The organism is Streptomyces lydicus, from assembly GCF_004125265.1.
Taxonomy (GTDB): Bacteria; Actinomycetota; Actinomycetes; order Streptomycetales; family Streptomycetaceae; genus Streptomyces; species Streptomyces lydicus_C.
The window spans coordinates 2922763-2947519 of record NZ_RDTE01000003.1; the positions used below are offsets into that span (position 1 = coordinate 2922763).

Here is a 24757-nt window from a genome sequence, read left to right on the forward strand (position 1 = left end):
CACCGTCCATCTGCGCAGGCTCTAAGTCCGGTGCGGCTACGGGATGATGATGCCTGCGTGGGTGGTGGAGTGCAGCAGGTCGGGGGTTCCGGCGAAGGCGGCGGTGTAACTGCCGTTGGCGAGGATCAGCGGGAAGGTGATCGCCTCGGAGAGCTGGGCGGTGCCTTGGGCGTTGGTGATGGCGGTGCCCAGGATCCGGTTGCCGGTGCTGAAGGTGATGGTCTGGCCGGGCACCGGCAGTCCGGTGACGAGGTCGACCAGGGTGGCGTTGAGGAACGGGTAGAACACCTGCGGCGGGAACAGCTTGGCCAGCGCCGGGGTCGCGGACAGCGAGGTGGCGTCGGGCAAGTAGGTGAAGGCGTTGACCAGACTGGCCGTGCCGCTGGGGGTGGTGACGGTGACGGTGGCCGGTCCGGCCGCCCCGGGCGGGGTGGTGGCGGTGATCTGCGTGCCGGCGGCATTGACGATGACGTTGGTGGCGAGGTTGCCGCCGATGGTGACGCCGGCGCCGGTCAGGTTGGTGCCGGTGATGGTCACCACGGTGCCGCCGGTGGTGGGTCCCTGGTTGGGGCTGATGCCGCTCAACGTGGGCGCGCCCTGGAAGACGCTGACGTTGTTCGACCCGAAGTTGGCGACGTAGACCTTGCCGTTGGGGGCGACCGCCACGTCGATCGGCTGGGTGCCGACGGGGATGGGGGCGCCCACCACGGTGTTGGTGGTGGTGTCGATCACCGTGATGTTGTTGGCCCCGAGGTCGGCCGTGTAGGCGATGCCGTTGGGGCCGACCGCGATTCCCCATGGGTTGGAGCCGACGGGGATGCTGGGGACCAGGACGGTGTTGGTGGTGGTGTCGATGACCGTCACGTTGCTGGATGCGATGTTGGCGACGTAGGCGTTGCCGTTGGGGGCGATCGCGATGAAGTTCGGCTGGGTGCCGACGGGGATGGGGGCGCCCACCACGGTGTTGGTGGTGGTGTCGATCACCGTGACGTTGTTCGACCCTCGGTTGGCGACGTAGGCGTTGCCGTTGGGTGCGACGGCCATTCCGACCGGGTTGGAGCCGACGGCGATGGGCCCGCCCGCGACGGTGTTGGTGGTGGTGTTGATCAGCGACACGCTGTTCGCGAAGAACTGGCTGACATAGACGTTGCCGCTGGGAACGACCACCGCCGCGGCCGGACCGCCGGACAGCGGGATCGGGGCGCCCACGAGGGTGTTGGTGGCGGTGTTCAGCACCGACACGTTGCCCGAGCCGTTGTTGGGGATGTAGGCGTTGCCGTTGGGGGCGATCGTCAGCCAGGACGGGGTGGTGCCGCCTTCGGGGATGCTCGGGATGGTGACGGTGTCGGTGCTGGTGTTGATCAGCGTCACGTTGTTCGAGCCGCTGTTGGTGACGTAAAGGCCGCCGCTGGGGGTGAACGCCAGCCCGACAGGACTGGTGCCGACACCGATCGTCGGGTCTTCGGGGCCTGCCGCCACCACCTGGCCGGTGGCGGTGTGGCCAACAGGGGTGGGGATCGGCAGCAGTTCCCGCGCTGGTGTCTGAGCGTCCGTACTCATGTGGACCCCTTCGGTAGGGGCCGCCCTCGTCCCGCCGAGCCGCCGTGTGGGACTCGTCCAGGACCGCGGTTCCCGCTCCGGGGCACGTCGACAACGGACCGCACGCCATGCAGGACGTCACGGGCTGTTCACCCCGAGGAGGGATGGGCAGCCCGTCGGTTGATTCTTCCCTTTCATCCCCGCAGCGCTGATGGGTGAAACGCGTCTTTGGCCTCCCGCCACGTGAACCCCGGTTATGAGAGGGCGGTATCTGACGTGATATCGCATCTCTCGTCGCCGGATCGTGTGGGACCGCAGCATCCACGCTCACCAGAGGGTCCGGCCATGCTGGAGTGTCCCCCGTGAGCGAACGCAGCCCTACAAGAGCGACTTAGAGCCTGCGCAGATGGACGGTGGGTCGGGCACAGTTGGCAGACGGGTGGGATACACGACCCCGCCGCCGACCATGACCAGCCACCTATCTGCGCAGGTTCTTAGAGCTCGCTTCTCGGGGCCTTCGCGCTCGTGCGTGGCATCCCGCCCGCCCGCTCCCGTCGGGGTCCGCTTCCCGTCGGGGTCCGCTCCGCCGAAGGCCCGAAAAGCTGCACCGCGACAGGGGGGCGACAAGGGGTATGACTACGATCACCCGCGCCGATGGCTCCACGGTCGCGGCATACGCCACCGCATCGCCCGCAAGGGCACGGCACTCACTGCAGGGCCCGGTACTCAGGTGACGGATCGACCAGTTCGGGGCGTTCCACCACGTACCGATCGCCGTGGATCGCCAGCATCGCCCAGTGCCACGCCTCATCGTGAAAGATGAGCCCACGGCACGGGGCGTCGTCCGGCTCGTACGGGTATCGCTCCAGGGCGGCTTCCCTGGCCGCCGCCGGCGTCAACCCGCCATGGTGGTGCATCACCCATGCGTAGCCACGCCGCTCCGACTGCAGACTGTCGAGGTATTCCACCTCACTCCACGTCACGGCCTCAACTCTAGACGCCTGACCAAAGGAGACCAGCCCTCAGGAGCACGGCCCGGCTGGGCGCGAGCGGGTTTCACTGCCCGTTCGAAGGCCTCCGGAGGCCAGTGAGGATTTCGGCGGCGGCGCGGCCGCAGACGCGGGCGGCGCCGTGGGTGGCGAGGTGCGGGGCGCCTCGGGGCGGGGCCTGGGGGACGCCCATTTCGACGACCGCGGTGTCGGGGCGGGCGTCGAGGAGGGTGCGCAGCGCATCGGCCATCCAGGGGTGGCGGTGGACGTCGCGGACCACGGCGACGACGCGGCGGTCCCCGGCCGCCGTGAGCAGACCGCCGATCAGTGCGGCGGAGCCGGCCGCGGCGGCGGACTCGGCGGTGCAGGTGGTGGTCTCGGTGCCCGGGAGCAGCCGGGCCAGTTCGGCGGCGACGCCCCAGGGAGTGTCGTCCCCGACAGCGATATTGGCGAGGGGCGTGAAGGCGGCGACATACGCGGGCGCCGTCAGTGGCGTGTACGGGCCGTCGGCGGTGAGGCGGAGGGCGCGCCGGGCCGCGGTGAGACCGATCCCGGGCGCGGGCTCGGCCCCCTGACCCGCACCCGCGCTCCGGGTCCAGCGCGCCAGGGCCCGTACCCGTGCCGCGGCGTCGGCCAGCCGGCTCTCCGGCAGCTCCCCGTCGTACACCGCCCGCACCAAGGCGTCCCGCAACCGCAGCACGGTGCCCTCGTCCGCCAGTCCGCCGCCCACGCACAGAGCGTCGGCACCGGCCGCAAGGGCCAGCACACTGCCGCGTTCGAGGCCGTAGGTGGCGGAGATGGCCTGCATCTCCATCCCGTCCGTGACGATCAGCCCGTCGAAGCCGAGGCCGCCCTCGGCGACGGGGGCCCGCAGCAGACCGTGCAGCGCGGCCGGGCTGAGGGTGGCGGGGCGGTCGGCGTCCAGGGCGGGCAGCAGGATGTGGGCGCTCATCACGGCCCGGGTGCCGGCGGCGACGGCGGCGCGGAACGGCACCAGTTCCCGCCCGCGGAGGGTGGCCAGATCGGCGGCGATGCGCGGTAGATCGTGGTGGGAGTCGACGGCGGTGTCGCCGTGGCCGGGGAAGTGCTTGGTGCAGGCGGCGACGCCGGTGGACTGCAGGCCCTCGACGTAGGCGGCGGTGTGCCGGGCGACCAGGTGCGGATCGGCGCCGAAGGAGCGGACGCCGATGACCGGGTTGGCGGGGTCGGAGTTGACGTCGGCGGAGGGGGCCCAGTTGAGGTTGACGCCGCATTCGGCCAGCCGTCGGCCGAGTTCCCGGGCGACCTCGCGGGTCAGGGCGGTGTCGTCGACGGCGCCGAGCGCGTGGTTGCCGGGGAAGGAGGAGCCGCCGCGCACCTCCAGGCGGGTGACATCGCCCCCTTCCTCGTCGATGGCGATGAGAAGGTCCTCCCGTTCGGAGCGCAACCGGTCGGTCAGGGCGGCGAGTTGTGCCGGGTCGGCGATATTGCGGCCGAAGAGCCCGACCGAGGCCAGCCCCTCGCCGAGCCGGCGCAGCAGCCAGTCGGGGGCGCTGGTGCCGGTGAAGCCCGGCTGGAGGACGGCGAGCGCATCGCGGGTGAGGGTGTCGGTGGAGGTTACCGGGCGTGCAGAGCCCGCGGAGCCCGCAGAAGAGGTCATATGCGGCGTTATCCCTTCACTGCGCCGGAGGTGCGACCGCCGACCGCCTTGCGTTGCAGGAACAAGAGGAGGACCAGGACCGGGACCGGGACCGGGGCCGGGACGGAGAAGATCGAGGCCGTGGCCATGGTGGCACCCCAGTCGTCCCCGAATGCCGAACATCCGGCGGACGGGGAAGGGGAAGGCGAAGCCGAGGGGAGGCGCGAGCACGAGCGCCGTGGCGTGGGGGCAGAGGCAGCCGGCCCACGGCCGCCGTCGCCGCGATGAACCCACGCTTCATTGCGCTCTCCCCCCGAGACCGGGCGTGGTCTTTAATGGTTTAGACCAGCGCCCGCAGCCTGGCCTAGACCTTTTGGGGTGTCAAGGGTGTATAAGAGTCGCTGTCAGGTCCGTTACCGGACCGACATCGGACGAGCGGGGACCTGCACGGGAGCGCGGGAACCCACCCGTGCCACGATGTGAGCCGCTACGTACGGAGGAGCCGGTGACGGCAGCGCGACAGGAGTCGGAGAGGCGGGTCATGGAGACGGACGGGGGCAACGGTGCCGAGAGCGGCGGCGGCACGCGGACCGCGCGGGTACCCAAGTACTACCGCCTGAAGCGGCACTTGCTGGAGATCACCGAGACCCTGCCGCCCGGCACCCCGGTCCCGCCCGAGCGCACCCTCGCCGCGGAGTTCGACACTTCGCGCACGACGGTGCGTCAGGCCCTCCAGGAGCTGGTCGTCGAGGGCCGGCTGGAGCGCATCCAGGGCAAGGGCACCTTTGTCGCCAAGCCCAAGGTGTCCCAAGCGCTGCAACTGACCTCCTATACGGAGGACATGCGGGCCCAGGGCCTGGAGCCCGCCTCCCAGTTGCTGGACATCGGTTATGTCACCGCCGACGACCAGCTCGCCGGCCTGCTGGACATCGCCACCGGCGGCCGGGTGCTGCGCATCGAGCGGCTGCGGCTGGCCAGCGGCGAGCCGATGGCCATCGAGATCACCCATCTGTCGGCGAAGCGCTTTCCGGCGCTGCGCCGCAACCTCGTCAAGTACACCTCCCTCTACACCGCGCTGGCCGAGGTGTACGACGTCCGCCTGGCGGAGGCCGAGGAGACCATCGAGACCTCGCTGGCCACCCCGCGCGAGGCCGGCCTGCTGGGCACGGACGTCGGCCTGCCGATGCTGATGCTCTCCCGGCACTCGCTCGACGCACAGGGACAGCCGGTGGAGTGGGTGCGCTCGGTCTACCGGGGCGATCGCTACAAGTTCGTCGCCCGACTGCGCCGCCCGACGGACTGAGCACCGCGCGGGAGGGCCGCACGGGAGGGCCGCTACATGGGCGCCAGCCCTCCCGACGAACGATCCCCGCCCCCCCCCGGGGGTACGGCGATGCACCTCTCGGCGCTCCCACCCCGCCCTCACTGCGGCAATTCCGGTACCAACCGGGATGAACCAGGTCATCGGCCGCCCCACGGGCTGTCCGCAGGTGGATTCTCCATACCGATATGCGGACAGCTAGTGACGCGCGCCACGGCCCTGCCATAGATTTCCAGGCATTTCACAGGAGACAGCCACAGCCCAGGGGACGGAGCCATGGCCATGACACAGTCAGTCGAATCGCCGGATCGCAGACAGGTGATCACCCCCACGCGCGTGGTGGCCGGGGTCTGCCTGATCGCTCCGTTCGTGGCGTTGCTGTGGGTGAGCTCGTACGCCAGGATCGAGCCGAAGCTCATCGGGATCCCGTTCTTCTACTGGTACCAGATGGCGTGGGTGCTGGTCTCGACGGTGCTCACCATGATCGCGTACCAGCTCGTACAGCGTGAGCAGCGCGCCCGCAAGGGCGGTGCGGCCCAGTGACTCCCACCGCGATCGCGACGGGCGCCTCCGAGGCGCTTGCCGCTTCCTCCACCAAGGGCATCGACGGCGTGGCACTCGCCGTCTTCGTCTTCTTCTTCCTGGCCGTGACGGTCATGGGATTCCTGGCCGCCCGCTGGCGCAAGGCCGAGCAGTCCGCCAACCTCGACGAATGGGGGCTGGGCGGCCGCAGCTTCGGCACCTGGGTGACGTGGTTCCTGCTGGGCGGCGACCTCTACACGGCGTACACCTTCGTGGCCGTACCGGCGGCGATCTACGCGGCGGGGGCGTCGGGATTCTTCGCCGTGCCGTACACGGTCCTGGTCTACCCGCTCATCTTCACCTTCCTCCCCCGCCTGTGGTCGGTCTCGCACAAGCACGGCTATGTCACCACCTCCGACTTCGTGCGCGGCCGCTTCGGCTCCAAGGGCCTGTCGCTGGCCGTGGCGCTCACCGGCATCCTCGCCACGATGCCGTACATCGCACTCCAACTGGTGGGCATCCAGGCCGTCCTGGACGTGATGGGCATCGGCGGCGGTGAGCACACCAACTGGTTCGTCAAGGACCTTCCGCTGCTGATCGCGTTCGCCGTGCTGGCCGCGTACACCTACTCCTCGGGTCTGCGGGCGCCGGCGCTGATCGCGTTCGTCAAGGACGGGCTGATCTACCTCGTCATCACCGTCGCGATCATCTACATCCCGATCAAGCTCGGCGGCTTCGACGCGATCTTCGACTCGGCCGGCAAGGCGCTCGCCCAGCCAGGACCGGTCCCCGGCAAACCGCGGGGCGAACTGATCAGCAGCGCCAACAACCAGTGGGCGTATGCGACGTTGGCGCTCGGCTCGGCCCTGGCGCTCTTCATGTACCCGCACTCGATCACCGCGACGCTGTCCTCGCGCAGCCGCAATGTGATCCGGCGCAACACCACCATCCTGCCGCTGTACTCGCTGATGCTGGGCCTGCTGGCGCTGCTCGGCTTCATGGCCGTCAAGGCCGGCACGGACATCCAGGGCAACCCGCAGCTGGCCATCCCGCAGCTCTTCGAGGACATGTTCCCGAGCTGGTTCACCGGTGTGGCATTCGCCGCGATCGGCATCGGCGCGCTGGTGCCCGCGGCCATCATGTCCATCGCCGCGGCGAACCTGTTCACCCGCAACGTCTACAAGGACTTCCTCAAGCCGGACGCCACGCCCGAGCAGGAGCACAAGGTCGCCAAGCTGGTCTCGCTGCTGGTGAAGGTGGGCGCGCTGGTCTTTGTCCTCACCATGGACAAGACCGTCGCGATCAACTTCCAGCTGCTGGGCGGCATCTGGATCCTGCAGACCATGCCGTCCCTGGTCGGCGGGCTCTTCACCCGCTGGTTCCACCGCTGGGCGCTGCTGATCGGCTGGGCGGTCGGCATGCTCTACGGCACGCTCGCGGCCTACGGCGTGGCCAGCCCGACCCAGAAGCACTTCGGCGGCTCCAGCAAGGAGATCCCCGGCATCGGCGAGATCGGCTACATCGGCCTCACCGCCTTCGCGCTGAACCTCGTGGTCACGGTCGTCCTGACCTTCGCCCTGAAGGCCGCAGGCGCCCCCGACGGCATCGACGAGACCAGCCCCGCCGACTACACGGCGGACGCCGGTGACAAGGGCGTCACCGTCGATCTGCCGCCGGCGACGGCAGGGGCACCGGCCGGACACTGAGCCACCCGCTGCCGCACCCTTCACGGGCCGCCGCGTTCCTCCGGGAGCACGGCGGCCCGTTGGCGTTCGCCGTTCAGCCCACCCAGTCCTTCAGCTGCTCGGTTTCGAGGGTGATGCCGACGGGGTCGGGGAGGTGAAGCACCTTGCCGAACGGCACGGTATGAATGGTCTCGTAGCGGCCGTCATCGGGTTCGCTGTAGACCACGATCTGACAAGCTTGGCGGTCGATCAACAAGTACAGCGGGATACCGGTCGTCGCGTACGCACGGGGCTTCTCCACTCGGTCGCGCTGCTCGGTGTCCGAGTCATGTGAAGTGACTTCGACGACCATGAGCACCGGGTCGGGGTCCGCCCATTCACCCTGGCCCACGAAGGCATCGCACGGCACGAGAGAGGCGTCCGGACGAAGGCGGCCCTTCCGGTAGGCCTCCGCCTTCAGGCCCTGATTCGGATCGAGAAAAAGCTCCGGCCTGTGTTGCATGCAGATGCGAAGCAACCACTGAATGATCCGTCCGTGATCCCCGTCCGGCATGGGCTTGCTCTTGACCTTCCCGTCGATGAGTTCCAACCGCGCGCCTTCTTCCAGGCGGGCGAGTATCCGGGCGGCCTCTTCGAAATGCTCGGTCTCCATGATGTGCGGCGGCGGGTCGGCGAGCGCGGTCATGAGGCCTTCTCCTTCTTCCACGGGACGGAACAGAGAACGTGTCACCGACCCTAGCCGAAGCCACTGACAGACACTGTGTGATCACTCACGACACACTAGATGTGGGGGTGCGCATGAGGAGCCACCCCCACATGTATGCTCGTCCTCGCTGTCGCCGCAGGGGAATCCGGTGCGAATCCGGAACTGTCCCGCAACGGTGTGGGAGCGCGCTCGACCGGCCGGACACCGGCTGTGGCGTGCGCTCGTGTAGTCCGAGGACCTGCCGATGGTACGTCCGCACCGCCATGGGTGCGGGTGTCGATACGTCCGGGCCCCGAGGGTTGGGCCGGTGGACGCCGCGTGGTGTGCCCGCGCACCCCTGACGTTTTCGGGGTGCCGCATGCCCGCGTGCGCCCGTCGCGTCCCTCCCCTCCCGGCCCCCGCCGAGTGAGGGAGAGCATCACGTGACCATCGCGCCAACGGAGCCCGCGTCAGACGCCGAGGTCGCACCGCCCGTGGTGGCCACGCCTGCCGCTGCTGCCGGCAACGGAGCGGGCGAGGACGGTCCGGGCGTCGCCCTGCTGCGCACCCTGACCGAGCTGACCGAGGACCTGACCGCGACCGACCCCGGCAAGGTGGCCGCCGCCGCGCTGCGCGGCCGGCACGCGGGCTCGGACGAGGCCGAACTGCGGTCGCTGGCCACCGATGCCGCGGCCGGACTGATCGGCGACGAGCCGCAGTACTCCAAGCTCGCCGCGCGTCTGCTCACCCTCGCCGTCGCCGAGGAGGCCGCCGGCCAGGGCGCCGTCTCGTTCTCCGCGTCCGTCGCGACCGGCCACCGCGAAGGCCTGATCGCCGACGAGACCGCGCAGTTCGTGGCGACCCACGCGGCCCGGCTGGACGCGCTGGTCGAGCGGGCGCTGGCCGACGGTGCCGACGACCGGTTCGGCTACTTCGGGCTGCGCACCCTGCACTCGCGCTACCTCCTGCGCCACCCCACCACCCGTCAGGTCATCGAGACCCCGCAGCACTTCCTGCTGCGGGTGGCCTGCGGCCTGGCAGAAGACCAGAGCGAGCGCGCCCTGGACGACGTCGCCGAGCTCTACCGCCTCACCAGCTCGCTGTCGTACCTGCCCTCCTCCCCCACCCTGTTCAACTCCGGCACCCGCCACCCGCAGATGTCGTCCTGCTACCTGCTGGACTCGCCGCTGGACGAGCTGGACTCGATCTACGACCGCTACCACCAGGTCGCACGGCTCTCGAAGCACGCGGGCGGCATCGGCCTGTCGTACTCCCGCATCCGCGCCCGCGGTTCGCTGATCCGCGGCACCAACGGGCACTCCAACGGCATCGTGCCGTTCCTGCGCACCCTGGACGCCTCGGTCGCGGCCGTGAACCAGGGCGGCCGGCGCAAGGGCGCCGCCTGCGTCTACCTGGAGACCTGGCACGCGGACATCGAGGAGTTCCTGGAGCTGCGCGACAACACCGGTGAGGAGGCCCGTCGCACCCACAACCTGAACATCGCCCACTGGATCCCGGACGAGTTCATGCGCCGGGTGGAGGCGGACGCCGACTGGTCGCTGTTCTCGCCCTCGGACGCCCCCGAGCTGGTGGACCTGTGGGGCGACGAGTTCGACGCCGCCTACCGCAAGCTGGAGGCCGAGGGCCGGGCGCTCAAGCAGATCCCCGCCCGGGTGCTGTACTCCCGGATGATGCGCACCCTGGCGCAGACCGGCAACGGCTGGATGACGTTCAAGGACGCCGCCAACCGCACCGCCAACCAGACCGCCGAGCCCGGCCAGGTCGTGCACTCCTCCAACCTGTGCACCGAGATCCTGGAGGTGACCAACGACGGGGAGACCGCGGTCTGCAACCTGGGGTCGGTCAATCTCTCGGCGCACCTGGGTGACAACGGCGAGATGGACTGGGAGCGGCTGGACGCGACCGTCCGTACCGCCGTCACCTTCCTCGACCGTGTCGTGGACATCAACTTCTACCCGACCGAGCAGGCCGGGACCTCCAACTCCCGCTGGCGTCCGGTCGGTCTGGGCCTGATGGGCCTGCAGGACGTGTTCTTCCGGCTGCGGCTGCCCTTCGACTCGCCCGAGGCGCGGGAGCTGTCGACCCGGATCTCCGAGCGGATCATGCTCGCCGCCTACGAGGCGTCGGCCGACCTCGCCGAACGGCACGGCCCGCACCCGGCCTGGTCCGCGACCCGCACCGCCCGCGGGGTGCTGCACCCCGACCACTACCCCAACGCCGAGCCGCGCTGGGCGGACCGCTGGGCGGCGCTGCGCACCCGGATCGCGGCCACCGGCATGCGCAACTCCCTGCTGCTGGCGATCGCGCCGACCGCGACCATCGCCTCCATCGCGGGCGTGTACGAGTGCATCGAGCCGCAGGTCTCCAACCTCTTCAAGCGCGAGACGCTGTCCGGTGAGTTCCTGCAGGTCAACGCCTACCTGATCGAAGAGCTCAAGGCGCTGGGGCTGTGGGACGCCCGGACCCGGGACGCGCTGCGCGAGGCCAACGGCTCGGTGCAGGACGTCACCTGGATCCCCGAGGAGATCCGGGCGCTGTACCGCACCGCCTGGGAGATCCCGCAGCGCTCGCTGATCGACATGGCCGCGGCCCGTACGCCCTACCTCGACCAGAGCCAGTCGCTGAACCTCTTCATGGCGTCGCCGACCATCGGCAAGCTCAGCTCGATGTACGCCTACGCCTGGAAGCGCGGCATCAAGACGACGTACTACCTGCGGTCGCGGCCGGCGACCCGGATCGCCCAGTCGGCACGCGGCACCTCGGCCGCCGCCACCGCCCCCGTACCGCAGCAGGCCACCGACCCCGAGGCGGTCGCCTGCTCCCTGGAAAACCCCGAGTCCTGCGAGGCCTGCCAGTAAATGTCCATCGACCAGACCACCACCACCGCGGCGGCCACGCACACCGCCACCACCGGCACCAAGAACCTCCTCGACCCGGGCTTCGAGCTGACGCTGCGCCCCATGCGGTACCCCGAGTTCTACGACCGCTACCGCGACGCGATCAAGAACACCTGGACCGTGGAGGAGGTCGACCTCCACTCCGACGTCGCCGACCTCGCGAAGCTCTCGGCGGGCGAGCAGCACATGATCGGCCGACTGGTCGCGTTCTTCGCGACCGGTGACTCGATCGTCGCCAACAACCTCGTGCTGACGCTCTACAAGCACATCAACTCCCCCGAGGCGCGGCTGTACCTGAGCCGGCAGCTGTTCGAGGAGGCCGTGCACGTCCAGTTCTATCTGACGCTGCTGGACACCTACCTTCCCGACCCGGACGACCGCGCCGCCGCCTTCGCGGCCGTGGAGAACATCCCGTCCATCCGGGAGAAGGCCCAGTTCTGCTTCCGCTGGATGGACTCGGTCGAGAAGATCGACCGGCTGGAGGACAAGGCCGACCGGCGCCGCTTCCTGCTGAACCTGATCTGCTTCGCGGCCTGCATCGAGGGGCTGTTCTTCTACGGCGCCTTCGCGTACGTGTACTGGTTCCGCTCGCGGGGCCTGCTGCACGGCCTGGCCACCGGCACCAACTGGGTCTTCCGCGACGAGTCCATGCACATGGAGTTCGCGTTCTCGGTCGTGGACACCGTCCGCGAGGAGGAGCCCGACCTCTTCGACGACAAGCTGGAGCAGCAGGTCACCGAGATGCTCAAGGAGGCCGTCGAGGCGGAGCTGCAGTTCGGCCGCGACCTGTGCGGTGACGGCCTGCCGGGCATGAACACCGACTCGATGCGCGAATACCTCCAGTGCGTCGCCGACCAGCGGCTGCAGCGGCTCGGCTTCGCGCCGGTCTACGGATCGGAGAACCCCTTCTCCTTCATGGAGCTGCAGAACGTCCAGGAGCTGACCAACTTCTTCGAGCGCCGGGCGTCCGCCTACCAGGTAGCCGTCGAGGGCTCGGTCTCCTTCGACGACGACTTCTAGAAGGTTCTGGAAGACGTACCGCGACGCCTCTTCGTCCCGCCCACCCGCCGTTTGTGAGCGTTCTGTTACCTCCGCAACCGGAGCCGGGGCCGCCACATCTACTCGGGTATGAAGGGCACGAAGGGGCGTCGTCGGTTCATCGACTATCCACGTCAGGGGCGGGAAGGTCCGCGCCGTTGGCTGCCGTCATGGAGACAGTGGCTGAGCGCCGTCGCGCTCTGCGTGGGCGGTCTGGCGGGGCTGTTCGCCGTGGTGTACGCACAGGTCGGCATACCGGGTGAGAATGCGCTCGCCGGTCAGGAGGCCAGCGTCTATTACTGGGCGGACGGCAGCCAGATGGTGAGCGTCGGCGCCGTGAACCGGCAGAACGTCACCCTCGACAAGGTGCCCGACTCCGTCGAGAATTCCGTGATCGCGGCGGAGAACGCCACCTTCTACAGCGACGCCGGTGTTTCGCTCCAGGGCATCGGGCGCGCCCTCGTCAACATGGTCTCCGGCGAGGAGACCCAGGGCGGCTCCACCATCACCCAGCAGTATGTGAAGAACACCTATCTCTCGCAGGACCAGACGGTCACCCGCAAGGTGAAGGAATTCATCATCTCGCTGAAGGTGAGCAACCAGAAGTCCAAGCAGGAGATTCTGCGCGGCTATCTCAACACCAGCTGGTTCGGCCGTGGTTCGTACGGTATCCAGGCCGCTTCCCATGCGTATTACGGCATTGACGCCAAGGACCTGGACCCCAGTCAGGGCGCCGTGCTGGCGGCCCTGCTGAAGGGTTCGGAACAGTACGATCCGGGGCTGAGCGCGGCCAATCACCGGCGGGCGGTGGCCCGGTGGAAGTGGATACTCGACCGGCAGGTCGCCACCGGGAAGATGAGCCAGGAGGAGCGGGCGAAGTACCGCACCTTCCCGGAGCCCCGGGGATTGTCGAAACCCACCAGCCAGGCCGGCCAGACCGGCTATCTCGTCGATGTCGCCAATAAGTTCATCAAGGCCGATACCGGCCTGACCGACAAGGAATTGGCGCGCGGCGGCTACCGCATTCACACCACCTTCGACAAACAGCGCACCCACCGGCTGGAAAAAGCCGTGAAGGACGTCCGCCGGGACACCATCGATCCCAAAAAGCGCGCGGCCGACAACTATGTGGAGTTCGGCGCGGCGTCCGTACGCCCCAAGGACGGGGCGGTCGTCGCCGTCTACGGCGGTGCGGACGCCACCCGGCACTTCAGCAACAACGCGGACACCACGGCGGTCCCGGCCGGCTCCGCCTTCAAACCGTTCGTGCTGGCGGCCGCGCTCCAGCGGCCGGACGGCGCCGCCCCGGACACCGCGGAAGCGGCGGCGGCCCGGCGGAAGGCCGGGTTCGGGAATCTGAGCGAGGGTCTGCTGAAGGCCCAGAACGCTCCGTTCGTCCAGGCCGGGCAGCAGCTCGGGCTGGAACGGATCCGGGATCTCGCGGTGGAAGCGGGCCTGCGCGAGGAGAGCATGGCCCGCCTGGAGCAGACCTTCCCGCTGGGCACCTCGGCCCCCAGCGCGATACGGATGGCGAGCGCCTACACCACCTTCGTCAACGGCGGGCTGCACACCGACCCCTACGCGGTGACCTCGATGACCCACGACGGCAAGAAGGTGCCCGGCTTCCACCGCCGCGAGCCCGTACAGGTCCTCGACGCGGGGGTCGCCCAGCAGGTGTCCAACGTTCTGGAGGGAGTCGGCCGGCGCTCCGTGGGGCAGCCGGACGCGGCGTCCGGGCAGGCGGTCGCGGCCGGCCGCACGGAGCCGGGCGACCGGATGAAGTCCGCGTGGTTCATCGGCAGCCCCAGGGGCGGCGGCCCGGAGTTCGGCTCCGTTCCCACCGTCGGAGGAGAGAAGGGGAGCCTTGTCCGCCCCGAACCGGCGCCCGGCGCCGGTGGCGGAGACGAACCGACCACCGCCGTCACCATGTTCCGCAACAAACCGGGCGCGCCCGATCTGCTGCCGCTGCAGGGCGTCGGCGGTTCCGGCACCGGGCTGGGGACGGCCCTCCCGCCGAAGGTCTGGAACGCCTACCAGCAGAGCTCGTGATCGCGCTCCCGTCTTCCGGGCGCCCGGCCGCCGGCCGGGTGCCCGACAGGCCCTGGCGTCAGTCGTTGGCGACGACGGGGTAGCGCGGCTCCAGCTCGGCCATCTGCTTCAGGGCGTCCTTGCGGTCCCGCTTGCTGAGCCGGTCGATGTAGAGGTAGCCGTAGAGGTGATCGGTCTCGTGCTGCAGGCAGCGCGCGAAGAAGCCGGTGCCCTCGATGGCGACCGGCTCGCCCTTGGCGTCCTGGCCGCGGACCACGGCGTAGTCGGGGCGGGCCAGCGAGGCGTAGGCGCCGGGCACGGACAGGCAGCCCTCGTTGGAGTCGTCCAGGATCCGGCGCTCGGCGGGCAGCTCGTCCAGGACCGGGTTGCAGATCGCGCCGACGTGCCGGACGCCCTGGTCGTCGGGGCAGTCGTAGACGAAGACCTTCAGGTCCACACCGATCTGGTTCGCGGCCAGGCCCACGCCCTCGGCGGTGCGCTGGCTGGCGAACATGTCGTCGATGAGCTGCGCGAGCCGGTCGTCGAACTCCGTGACGTCCTTGCACTCCTTGTGGAGCACGGGGTTGCCGACGACCGTGATCGGCCGCGAGGTGCCGCGCTCGCGGTGGGCGGTCTCCCGCTCCTCCGCGTCCGTGACGTCATCGATGAATGCTTCGTCCACGCGCTGATCACCGTCTTGATCAAAAACAGGCTGCTGGGCCATCTCCGCCGTACGCCTTCCTGAAAACCCTGAGTAGTCGCCCTACAGCCTAATCCGTAGTTAGCGGCGGTCCCCCGGGACCAAGGTTCCTGGGGATTGTTCGAGCGCCGGGCCGTGACATCTGCCTACAGCTGGGCACGTGATGCCTTCCCGTAGATCGCGTGCGCGGTCCTGGTGCTCAGGGTGGTGGCGGTCGCGTGGGCGCCGGACGGAGGCCTTCTCGCAGCCAGGCATAGATGCCTTTGCTCAGAGCGGCAGCGTCCGGCGTCCTCGTGGCCGCCACCACCATCAGCGGTAGTCGCTCGTTGATCTTCGTGGTACGAGCCCGCCGCGCGGTGACCTCTCGAATTGCCCGAGCCATTTGAGCTCCTGCATAGACCGAGGCCCGTGGGGTGAGCTGGTGCCACGAACTGCTACTGAGGTGTCGGCCCGGCCCGTTGTGGTTGAGGCCTGGGATTAGGTCGCTGCGTGGCCCGCATGCGCTCGTGACCAGCGCAAACACCCGCGCCCTGGGGAGGGAAAAACTTGATCTACTGCGGAATCGACTGGGCGGAACGGCATCACGACGTCGCCTTAGTCGACGACTCGGGCCAACTGCTGGCCAAGCGACGCATCAGCGACGACGCAGCCGGCTATCAGTCGCTGTTGGACCTGCTCGCCGAGCACGGCGACACCGAGGACGCCCCGATCCCGGTGGCGATCGAGACGTCCCGGGGCCTGCTGGTGGCGGTGTTGCGGACCGGCAAGCGCCAGGTCTTCGCGATCAACCCGATGGCCGCCGCCCGCTACCGCGATCGGCACAGCGTCTCGCGCAAGAAGTCCGACCATGGCGACGCTCTCGTCCTCGCGAACGTGCTCCGGACCGACATGCACGCCCACAGGGCCCTGCCGAACGACTCGGACCTGGCCCGAGCCATCGCTGTCCTCGCCCGCGCTCAGCAGGACGCGATTTGGAACCGGCAGCAGCTTTCCAACCAACTCCGCTCGCTCCTGCGCGAGTACTACCCCGCAGCGCTGGACGCCTTCTCTACCTGGACGAACGGCCTGTGCCGGCCCGAGGCCCGGGAACTCATGAAGACCGCCCCCACCCCCGCCAGGGCCGCCCGGCTGACCCGCACGCAGATCCAGGCCGCGCTCAAGCGCGCCGGCCGCAAGCGCGGCATTGAGGCCGAGGCTGTGCGGCTACGTGAGGTCTTCCGCGCCGACTGGGCCCATCAGCCGCCGCTGGTCGAGGACGCGCTCGGCAAGCAAATGCTCGCCCTGTTGGGGCAGCTGGACGCCGCCTGCACCGCCGCCGACGACCTGGCCAAGGCGGTGGATGAGGCTTTCCCTCAGCACCCGGACGCTGACATCCTGCTCAGCTTCCCTGGACTCGGTGTCCAGCTCGGCGCCCGGGTGCTCGCCGAGATCGGAGACGACCGCACACGGTTCGCCGACGCCCGCGGCCTGAAGGCCTACGCCGGCTCCTCACCCATCACCAGAGCCTCCGGGAAGAAGTCGTCCATCACCCGACGCTGGGTGAAAAACGACCGCCTCAACCACGCCGGCTATCTCTGGGCCTTCTCCGCGATCACTGCCTCACCCGGCGCCAATGCCCACTACCGGCGACGCCGAGACGACCACGGAGACTGGCACGCATCCGCCCAGAGGAACCTGTTTAATCGCATGCTGGGCCAGCTCTACCACTGCCTCCAGCAGCGGAAGCTGTTCGATGAGGACGCAGCCTTCCCCGTCGCACTCGCGGTCGCCGCTTGACGAGTTAACTCCCTGAGGTGTCTACGGGGGCGTGCCCCGGCGCTCAGCAGACCTCTTCCAGATCCCGCCACTCGCGGGTGTCCGGGCTGTCCGCGACCCAGCCGTCCAGCAGACCGCGCACCAGGGCGGACGGCGCCGCGATACCGCACTCGCGCTCAGGCACCCACAGCGAGCCCGAGCCCGCCGTGCGGTGGCCCAGCGGTCCGGGGTGGCCCGGTTCGCTGTGGTCGTGCGGGTCCAGATGCTCGCCGTCGCCCTCGTCGCTGGGCATCCGGCTCTCCGAGCACGTACGGCACAGCAGCCGGACCGACGACGACCAGTCCTCGGCGGCGAAGCCCGCGTCGGCCGCCAGCCGCTCCAGGGCGTCCCGGTCGGCCTCCGTGGCGGCCTCCAGGAGCACCACCCAGGTGGGGACCGGGGAAGGCGCCCACAGCTCGATCTCGTCGAAGACCGGATAGGCCCGGGTGGCGCCGTCGGCGCCCGATGCGATGGTCCGCTCGCCGTGCGGGACGCCGTCGTGCAGCACCACCTCGCCCCAGCGCCGCCCGGAGGACGGCAGCGGGATGGAGAGCACCTCGATACGGGCCGGGTCCAGCCGGCGGCCCCAGACCACCTCGGCCTCGCCCTCCGGGGAGAGGCGGACGGCGGCGCTGCCCAGGGCCATGCCGAGCGGTTCGCCGGACGGCGAGCCCTCACCGGGGACCTTGAGGCCGTAGGCCTGCCAGGCCCGGCGGGCCAGCGGCCAGTCCTGCAGGGCGGTGGCGGCGATGCCGACGTTCCACCAGTCGGGCGCCCCGGCCTCGCGGTCCAGCAGCGCGACCGCGCGCAGACCGGCGGCCCTGGCCTGGTCCCAGTCGTGCCGGAACTTGTGCAGCAGGGCGAGGTTGAACCAGGACTCGGACAGCCACGGCTCCATGTCCGCGGCGCGGGTCAGCAGCGCCCCCGCGTCCTCGTAACGGCCGTCGCCGATCAGCGTGAAAGCGCGGTCGGTCGCCTGCCGCCACGAGGCGGAGGGCCGATGCCGTACCTTGCCGAAGATCCTCACGATTCCCGCCTGCTGGTTGCTCTTGGTGCCACTGCGGTGGGGTGCCGAGCGGCGTCCGGGGCCGTCTGAGGGGCCCACTCGACAACCTGCCACAGATTGCCGTCGGGCTCAGCCTGGTTTGCTGGTCCCCCTGCGGCTCCTTGCCCTTCGCCGACCCCCCGAACCCCCTGAAAGGGGCTTCCTTCGCATCCAACCATGCCCATCTCGGAGGGCGCTCATTACCCATGGGTTCCGTGACATCCGGCGCTCCGTGACAGCGGGGCGGCGGCACTGCGGGGTCGGCAGCGGGGAGACGGGCTCCCCGGGGCGGCCGTTGACCGGCCGGGGACCGTTTCCCGCCTTACCAGGGCATACAGATCCGGGGCGGGGCGGCGTACGCCGGACGACCGGCGCCGCCCGTCCCGCACCCCCGGAGGAGTCGGCCATCTCACACCGACAACTCACACCGGCAACTCACGCCGGCCTCTCACAGCGCCGCTCCGCACCGCCCCCACGCACCGCCGTCTCGGACCTGCGTCCCTACGTCTCACACCGCCCGGCCGCCGCACGCCAGCACCCTGGCCAGCGCCTCGACGACCCGCGGCTCGTGGTCCTGCGCAGTGGCCAGCCGCAGCCGCTCCAGGGCGCGCAGCGAACCGCCCGGCCCCGCCGACTCCCCCGACAGATCGTCGTAGGCGTTGACGGTGCGGACGATACGCGCCGTGACCGGCTGGTCCCGGTACGGATCGGCCTGCCGCTCGACGATCATCGCGACCTCGGCGGGAACCCCGGTCTGCCGGACCACGGCGCCGCCCAGCAGCGCGATCCGGCGCTGCCGGTCGGGCGGCAGCGGCGCGGTGGCGCCGTCCGGCACCGGGTCGAGGAGCGAGAGCTGGCCGATGTCGTGCATCAGCGCGGCGTATTCGAGCACGTCCAGGTCCGGTTCGTTCAGACCGAGTTCACGGCCCACGGCGCGGCTGAGCGCGGCCACCCGGCGGGCGTGGCCGTGCGGGGTGTAGCCGGCGATCTCGGTGGAGCGGGCCAGCGAGGCGATGGTCTGGCGGTAGGTGGTGCGCACGGCCGCGAACCGGCGGAAGGCGAACTGGGTCAGCAGCAGCGGCAGGCAGAAGACCGGCAGCGCCCAGAGCCCGACCACCGCGGTGGCCAGCGAGATCACCACTCCGGTGGCACAGATCGCCGAGCCGGTGCCGGGCAGCGCCCGCAACTCGTCGCGCAGCAGCGGCCCGTACGGCCAGCCGGTACGGGCGCGGGCCAGCGCGGCCGCCAGCACCGCGTCACACAGCGCGGTCAGCGCCAGCAGGCCGGTCAGGAACAGCGGGTAGACCGGTCCTGAGGCCCCCCAGCTGCTCAGGGTCCCGGTGTTGTAGAGGGGCTGGAAGCAGGTGGCGGCGAACCCGATGGTCAGGATCCGGCGGGCGAGGTGGTCGAGCGCCGGTCCCCGGCCGCGGGCGACCTGCGGGACGAGTCCGACCAGACCGGCCGCCAGGACCACGGCCACGGTCTGCGGTACGCCATGGGTCGTCGCCCGCCCGCCGGCCTCACCGAGCAGCGCGTACGCGAGGGCGCCGGCCGCGCCGAGCGGGGCGCCCTCCCGCTCCCCCGGCCCGCGCCCCCCGGCCGCCGTCCGGGCACCCCGGCCCACCAGCTCGCCCACCGCCGTCAGCAGCCCGAAGGCCAGCGCGATCCCCGGCTCGGCCAGGCCCTCCCAGAGCGTCCGTCCGAGCGACCAGCACGCCAGCGCGCAGGCCGGGGCGTAGACGGCGGCGATCACGGCGCCGCCCCGTGCGGCACGCGCCCCGGGGCGGGTGGCGCGGCCGTCCGCCGCCCGGCTCCCGGACTGCCGGGGTGGCAGGGCCGGCCGGGGCGGCCGGGGTTGCCGGGATTGCCGGGTTCGCTCCGGGGTGCCGCTCATCGCGGGCCCTTCCGGCCGGCCTCTTCGGGGCGCGGCTCCGACCGCCGGACCGGTCGCCGCCCGCCGGCGCCCGGCTCCCCGGATCCCTGTGCCGTGGCCCCACCCGGCGCCGCACCGGCCCCCGGCACCACACCGGCCCCCGGCACCACACCAACGCCCCCCTCCGTCACTCCGGCCCCCTCCGCCGCACCGGCTCCTTGCGGGGTGACGGCTTCCGGTTGCCGGCCGGCCGCTCCCGGCTCCTCCTGCACCGCACCGGGCTCCGCGTCCGCCGCCGTCACCAGGTCCGGGTGCCAGCCGTACCGGTCGAGCGACGCCGCCAGCGCCCGGACCATCCGCGGGTCGAACTGTGCCCCGGCGCACTTGCGCAGCTCCGCCACGGCCGCCGGCACCGGACGGGCCCGGCGGTAGGAGCGGGTCGAAGTCATCGCGTCGAAGGCGTCCGCGACCGCCACCACCCGGGCGCATTCCGGGATCTGATGCCCCATCAGCCCGTAGGGGTAGCCACGCCCGTCCAGCCGCTCGTGGTGGTGCAGGATCGCCGCCCGTGCCTCGCCCAGGAAGCCGATCCCGCGCACGATCTCGTGTCCGTACTCGGGATGCAGCTCGATGACCCGGCGCTCCTGCGGCGTCAGCGGCCCGTCCTTGCGCAACAGCCGGGTGGGGACGCCGAGTTTGCCGACGTCGTGCAGGATGCCGGCGAACCGCAGCACCTCCACCCGGTCCTCGGCCATGCCCAGCTCCCTGGCGATCATCACCGAGGCGCGCCCGACCCGCTCGCTGTGCCCGCGGGTGTAGCGGTCCTTGATGTCCACGGCCTGGACGAGGGCGCGGATGGTCGCCTGGTGGGCGGTGCGTTCACGGTGGTACTGGGCGAAGACCCAGCAGGACAGGCACATCGGCAGCAGCACCAGCAGCGCCGCCGTCGGCCCGTACGAGCTGCGCCACAGGACCGCCATCATCAGCCCGGCCAGGCCGTGCACCAGATGCGGCCCCAGCGAACGGGACAGCGCCCCGCGCCAGGCGGTGCGCAGGGGGTGCCGCTCGGCGGCGACCAGCACGCCGCCGTCGAGCGCCACGAACACCGCGCAGAAGGTGGTGGCGGCGGCCGCTGCCGGCAGCAGCAGAACGGGGAACCGCGGTGCGGACAGCGGGTGGTGGCCGAGGGCCCGGAAGACCAGGGCGGCCGCGGAGCAGGCCAGTGCCGCCTCTGCGGCGTGCCAGAGCCTGCGGGCGCCGGCCGAGCGCTCCTTCGCCGGACCGGTCAGCGCTCCGGGGACGGCGGCCAGTGCGGCCAGGGGCGGCGGCAGCAGAAAGACCCCGGCGAGCAGGACGGGGCTGGCCCAGCCTGCGACCAAGGTCCCGGGCGCCCCCGCGGAACCCGCGCCGTACGGTATCCGGCCGCCCGCCAACGGGCAGCGGTGCAGCTGTTCGCAGAGTGTGTACAGGGCGGCCAGGGCCAGCGCGCTGCGCCAGGGGGCGCCGGCGCCGAGCCGTGACGCCGGAGCGGCACACAGCGCCGCGGCCAGCACGGCGCAGCCGATATACCCCCGCGCGGCCGCCGGTAGTTCCCGCATCGCGCCCTCCTCACCGTGCCCGCCGCTCCCCCGCGCTCTTGGGGAGCAGAGGGACCCCTCGCCCTGCCTCCGCAGTGCGTTGGGGTCCGGTGAGAATAGAGGGGCCGGCGCACCCGGGAAGGTGCATCAGCGGATCGGGCGGGACGAATCGGCCCGCCCCTCACCCCTTAGGGTGATGGGCCGCGTTATTCGGCTCGTGCGGTCCGGCTCCGTGCATCGGTGGAACCGGCCGCCCCGGACGGCCCGGTCCCCTCCTCGGATGCCGCCGCCTGTTCGCGCTGCGCCTGTTCCTTCTTGGCCTGTTCGAGCACGCTCACCTCGGGCACGGTCTCCCCGGCCCGGATGAGATCGATCCGGCCCATCACCTTGGAGCGCAGGTCGCTGGGGACGTCGTCATGGCCGCAGCAGCGCTTGACGAGCTTCTTGACCGCCTGCTCCAGGCCGTACTTCTCCAGGCACGGCGAGCATTCGTCGAGATGCACCTGGAAATCTGCGCACTCCCCTTCGGGCATCTCCCGGTCGAGATACTCGTAGAGGTGGTCAAGGACCTCTGAGCAGTCCTTCTCGTGCGGCTCTCCGCAGCTCATGATCCCGAGCCTTTCCGGTCGTGCGACTCCGTCGTGCGCGCGGACTGCGGGTCCGCGGTCGCCGCCCCCGCCGGGACCAGCCCGCGCTCACGGGCGTAATCCTCCAGCATGCCGCGCAGTTGGCGCCGGCCCCGGTGCAGTCGGGACATCACCGTGCCGATGGGTGTCCCCATGATGTCCGCGATCTCCTTGTACGCAAACCCCTCGACATCCGCCAGGTACACCGCGATACGGAATTCCTCGGGGATCGCCTGGAGCGCGGCCTTCACATCGGAGTCGGGGAGGTGGTCGAGCGCCTGGGACTCCGCGGAGCGCAGCCCCGTCGACATATGCGACTCGGCGCGCGCCAGCTGCCAGTCCTCGATCTCCTCGGCGGCACTGCGCTGGGGCTCGCGCTGCTTCTTGCGGTAGGAGTTGATGAAGGTGTTCGTGAGGATGCGGTACAGCCAGGCCTTGAGGTTGGTGCCCTCTCGGAACTGGTGGAAGGACGCATACGCCTTGGCGTATGTCTCCTGCACCAGGTCCTCCGCGTCGGCCGGGTTGCGCGTCATGCGCAGCGCGGCGGAGTACATCTGGTCCAGGAACGTCAGCGCGTCCCGCTCGAAGCGCGCGTTGCGTTCGGCGGTGCTCTCCTGAGCCTTGTTCTCAGCCGTGCCGTCGGTCCCTGCGTCGGTACCGGTGACCGGACCCACCTCCTCCAACACCGTCCTGGATCCGGATGCGGACCCACCCGATTCGGAGAATAGACGACGATCCGGTGCGGCCGCCGCTCCAGCCAGGGCGGGCTGTGTCACCTGCATCTGCGACCACGGCAGGTCGGCGGCCGGGCGGGCCGGGCAAGCGATTCCCATGCGGCGGACTCCTCTTCCTCGTGCTTCACCGGACGTACTCGAGTACTACGCCTGGCACAACAGCCGCATGCGGCGCGGCATTCCCGGAAGCGTGGTCGAAAGGGCAGGCGGCCGGCCGCGGGCGGTCGCCTGCGGAGTGGCAAGCCCGCTTGCCTCTCCGGCAAAGGGGAGCGCGCGGAGGGCGGGCCCGGAAGGGAGCGGAGGGCTGGCCCGGAAGGGAGCGGAGGGCTGGCCCGGAAGGGCAGCGAGCCGTCAGCCGAACATCCCGTCCAGCCAGGCCGCCACCGCGTCCGTGATCACGGCCATCGACTCCGCCTCGCCGACGCCGGCCTTCTTCGGCACCGCGAAGCCGTGGTCGGCGTGCGCCACCTCGGTGATCTCCGTCCCCGGCGGAAACTCCTCCGGCCGTCCGAACGGATCCCGGCCGCCCTGGACGACCAGCGTCGGTACCCCGGCCCCGGTCAGCTCGTCCGCCCGGGACTTCTCCGGCCTGCCCGGCGGATGCAGCGGGAAGCTGAGCGCCAGTACGGCCTGCGCCCCCAGGTCCCGCGCCGTACGGCAGGCCACCCGGGCCCCGGCGCTGCGGCCGCCGGCGACCACCGGCAGCCCCGGCTTCTCCAGCGCCGGCCACAGCGCGGTCCATCCGGAGTCCAGGGTCTTCGGCGCGGGCGCCAGCTTCTTGCCCGCCACCCGCCACGGCTGCTCGACCAGCGCCACGGTGTACCCGCGGGCCGGCAGCGCGGCCGCCAGGGCCCGCAGGTCGCGGGCCTCGATGCCCCCGCCGGCGCCATGGCTCACGGCCACCACGGCCCGTGCCGGTGTGGCATCGCGGTGCCAGGTGATCCGGGCGTCGCCCGCCGGTGTGCCGACCGTCTCGGTCTCCATCGCGCCAGTGCTCATACGCCCATCCTGCCCGTGCCACGGCCGGACGGGCACCGCGGACATCCACGCGACACCGCGGACACCCACGCGACACCGCGGACACCCGCGCGACACGGCAGACGCCCGCCTGGCACGAACGGCACCCGCCCGGCACCACGGACCGGCGCGCGGCACCACGGAAGGCCCACGGGCCCGGGCCGCCCCGCCACCGGCGCCCGCCACGGCCCGGACACGCCTCAGAACAGCGTGCCCACCTCCGGACCGTCGAGCTCGGCGACCAGCTCGGGCCCGTTGTTGCGGACATTGCTGACCCCGGTCGGGACGGGATAGGCGCGCATCATCCCGGCCGGCGGCGGCGCCAGCAGAGCACGTATCTCGTCGGGGTCGGTGCGGGTCGGGTCGAGCCAGGCGTCCCAGCGGTCCGGTGTCAGCACCAGCGGCATCCGGGGGTGGATCTCGGCCAGCGACTGCGGCCCCTCGTCGCCGGAAGCCCCCGCCAGCGGGGTGGTCTCGGCCTCCGTGGTGACGACCGTGCAGGTCACCCACCAGGCCAGCGGATGGTCGCCGGGCAGCGTCCGGTCCCGCCAGAATTCGTAGAGCCCGGCCATCGCCATCACGGACCCGTCCGCGGGCGTCACGAAGTACGGCTGCTTACGGGGCCGCTTCTTCCGGCCCTGCTCCTCCAGCTGCCGCTCCGCGGCGTCGGTGACCCACTCGAAGTAGCCGTCCCCGGGGAGCAGGCACCGCCGGGTCGCGAAGGCCTGCCGGAAGGACGGCTTCTCGTGCACCGTCTCGGCCCGCGCATTGATCATCTTCGCGGCGGCCTCGGGTGACTTCGACCACGACGGGACCAGGCCCCACTTCAGCGTCCGCAGCTGGCGCACCGGGCCGTCCGGCGCGGCGGAGCCTGCCGCCGCGCCCTTGAGGGGACGTTCGAGCACCGCGTGCACCCGGTCCGTCGGCGCCACGTTCCAACTGGGCGCCAGGGTCTCCGCCGTCTCCCACTGCTGAACGCCGAAAGTTCCCACCAGGTCCTCGGGGCGACGACTCGCTGCATACCTGCCACACATGCATGCCACACTGC

General features: G+C 70.8%; 19 protein-coding genes and 1 riboswitch. Of the genes, 7 read left to right on the forward strand and 12 right to left on the reverse strand.

The annotated features are described in order from the left end of the window. Nucleotides 1-36: 36 nt before the first annotated feature. From D9V36_RS15235 to D9V36_RS15250, 3 genes are all read right to left on the reverse strand, one after another. Nucleotides 37-1560, reverse strand: coding sequence for a Vgb family protein (locus D9V36_RS15235; RefSeq protein WP_129294251.1), 1524 nt, complete (start codon nt 1558-1560; stop codon nt 37-39). 686 nt (nt 1561-2246) lie between these two features. Beyond that, nucleotides 2247-2522, reverse strand: a complete 276-nt coding sequence (locus tag D9V36_RS15245) for a hypothetical protein (protein ID WP_129294252.1) — start codon at nt 2520-2522, stop codon at nt 2247-2249. 73 nt (nt 2523-2595) lie between these two features. Next, a complete protein-coding gene (locus D9V36_RS15250; protein WP_129294253.1) occupies nt 2596-4167 on the reverse strand; it encodes a glycoside hydrolase family 3 protein in 1572 nt (523 codons plus the stop codon). A gap of 520 nt (nt 4168-4687) precedes the next feature. Between D9V36_RS15250 and D9V36_RS15255 the strand changes: the two genes are divergently transcribed. From D9V36_RS15255 to mctP, 3 genes are all read left to right on the forward strand, one after another. Continuing rightward, nucleotides 4688-5449 carry a GntR family transcriptional regulator gene (locus tag D9V36_RS15255; protein WP_129298427.1) on the forward strand — a complete coding sequence of 254 codons (762 nt, stop codon included), beginning with the start codon at nt 4688-4690 and terminating at the stop codon, nt 5447-5449. 300 nt (nt 5450-5749) lie between these two features. After that, a complete protein-coding gene (locus D9V36_RS15260) occupies nt 5750-6010 on the forward strand; it encodes a DUF3311 domain-containing protein (protein WP_129294254.1) in 261 nt (86 codons plus the stop codon). A 59-nt stretch (nt 6011-6069) separates the two neighbouring features. Then, entirely contained in the window at nt 6070-7695 is a 1626-nt protein-coding gene (gene mctP, locus D9V36_RS15265) for a monocarboxylate uptake permease MctP (protein WP_129298428.1), read from the forward strand. A 73-nt stretch (nt 7696-7768) separates the two neighbouring features. Here the strand turns inward: mctP and D9V36_RS15270 are convergent, their stop codons facing one another. Beyond that, the gene (locus tag D9V36_RS15270; protein ID WP_129294255.1) at nt 7769-8359 is read right to left on the reverse strand and encodes a Uma2 family endonuclease; all 591 of its coding nucleotides are present in this window, start codon (nt 8357-8359) and stop codon (nt 7769-7771) included. A gap of 160 nt (nt 8360-8519) precedes the next feature. Continuing rightward, a riboswitch (cobalamin riboswitch) is annotated at nt 8520-8586 on the forward strand. Nucleotides 8587-8802: 216 nt separating this feature from the next. On the opposite strand from D9V36_RS15270, the gene D9V36_RS15275 reads away from it, so the two are divergent. From D9V36_RS15275 to D9V36_RS15285, 3 genes are all read left to right on the forward strand, one after another. Continuing rightward, nucleotides 8803-11238 (forward strand): ribonucleoside-diphosphate reductase subunit alpha, encoded by a 2436-nt coding sequence (locus D9V36_RS15275; RefSeq protein ID WP_129294256.1) that lies wholly within the window; start codon nt 8803-8805, stop codon nt 11236-11238. Continuing rightward, complete coding sequence (locus D9V36_RS15280; RefSeq protein ID WP_129294257.1) at nt 11239-12297, forward strand: ribonucleotide-diphosphate reductase subunit beta; 1059 nt, start codon at nt 11239-11241, stop codon at nt 12295-12297. 108 nt (nt 12298-12405) lie between these two features. Beyond that, on the forward strand, nt 12406-14364 hold the full coding sequence (locus D9V36_RS15285) for a transglycosylase domain-containing protein (protein WP_129294258.1): 1959 nt from the start codon (nt 12406-12408) through the stop codon (nt 14362-14364). A gap of 58 nt (nt 14365-14422) precedes the next feature. Here the strand turns inward: D9V36_RS15285 and def are convergent, their stop codons facing one another. After that, nucleotides 14423-15067 (reverse strand): peptide deformylase, encoded by a 645-nt coding sequence (gene def, locus D9V36_RS15290; RefSeq protein WP_129294259.1) that lies wholly within the window; start codon nt 15065-15067, stop codon nt 14423-14425. A 522-nt stretch (nt 15068-15589) separates the two neighbouring features. Here def and D9V36_RS15295 point away from each other — a divergent pair. Next, complete coding sequence (locus tag D9V36_RS15295; protein ID WP_129291832.1) at nt 15590-16819, forward strand: IS110 family transposase; 1230 nt, start codon at nt 15590-15592, stop codon at nt 16817-16819. Between the two features lie 43 nt (nt 16820-16862). Here D9V36_RS15295 and D9V36_RS15300 read toward each other — a convergent pair whose 3' ends face one another. The 7 genes from D9V36_RS15300 to D9V36_RS15330 all read right to left on the reverse strand — a co-directional run bounded on the left by D9V36_RS15300 (nt 16863) and on the right by D9V36_RS15330 (nt 24743). Next, nucleotides 16863-17864 carry a tetratricopeptide repeat protein gene (locus tag D9V36_RS15300; protein WP_129294260.1) on the reverse strand — a complete coding sequence of 334 codons (1002 nt, stop codon included), beginning with the start codon at nt 17862-17864 and terminating at the stop codon, nt 16863-16865. Between the two features lie 526 nt (nt 17865-18390). Beyond that, complete coding sequence (locus tag D9V36_RS15305; RefSeq protein ID WP_129294261.1) at nt 18391-19776, reverse strand: HD-GYP domain-containing protein; 1386 nt, start codon at nt 19774-19776, stop codon at nt 18391-18393. Further along, a complete protein-coding gene (locus D9V36_RS15310; protein ID WP_129294262.1) occupies nt 19773-21353 on the reverse strand; it encodes an HD-GYP domain-containing protein in 1581 nt (526 codons plus the stop codon). The genes D9V36_RS15305 and D9V36_RS15310 overlap by 4 nt, the downstream gene beginning before the upstream one ends. Nucleotides 21354-21538: 185 nt before the next feature. Continuing rightward, nucleotides 21539-21940: a mycothiol system anti-sigma-R factor gene (gene rsrA / locus D9V36_RS15315; protein WP_129294263.1), complete on the reverse strand. Its 402-nt coding sequence runs from the start codon at nt 21938-21940 to the stop codon at nt 21539-21541. Next, nucleotides 21937-22632, reverse strand: a complete 696-nt coding sequence (locus D9V36_RS15320) for a sigma-70 family RNA polymerase sigma factor (RefSeq protein WP_206739827.1) — start codon at nt 22630-22632, stop codon at nt 21937-21939. The genes rsrA and D9V36_RS15320 overlap by 4 nt, the downstream gene beginning before the upstream one ends. Nucleotides 22633-23043: 411 nt before the next feature. Further along, nucleotides 23044-23691, reverse strand: a complete 648-nt coding sequence (locus tag D9V36_RS15325; RefSeq protein WP_241720880.1) for an alpha/beta hydrolase family protein — start codon at nt 23689-23691, stop codon at nt 23044-23046. 218 nt (nt 23692-23909) lie between these two features. Further along, a complete protein-coding gene (locus tag D9V36_RS15330; RefSeq protein ID WP_129294265.1) occupies nt 23910-24743 on the reverse strand; it encodes an SOS response-associated peptidase in 834 nt (277 codons plus the stop codon). Nucleotides 24744-24757 lie beyond the last annotated feature (14 nt).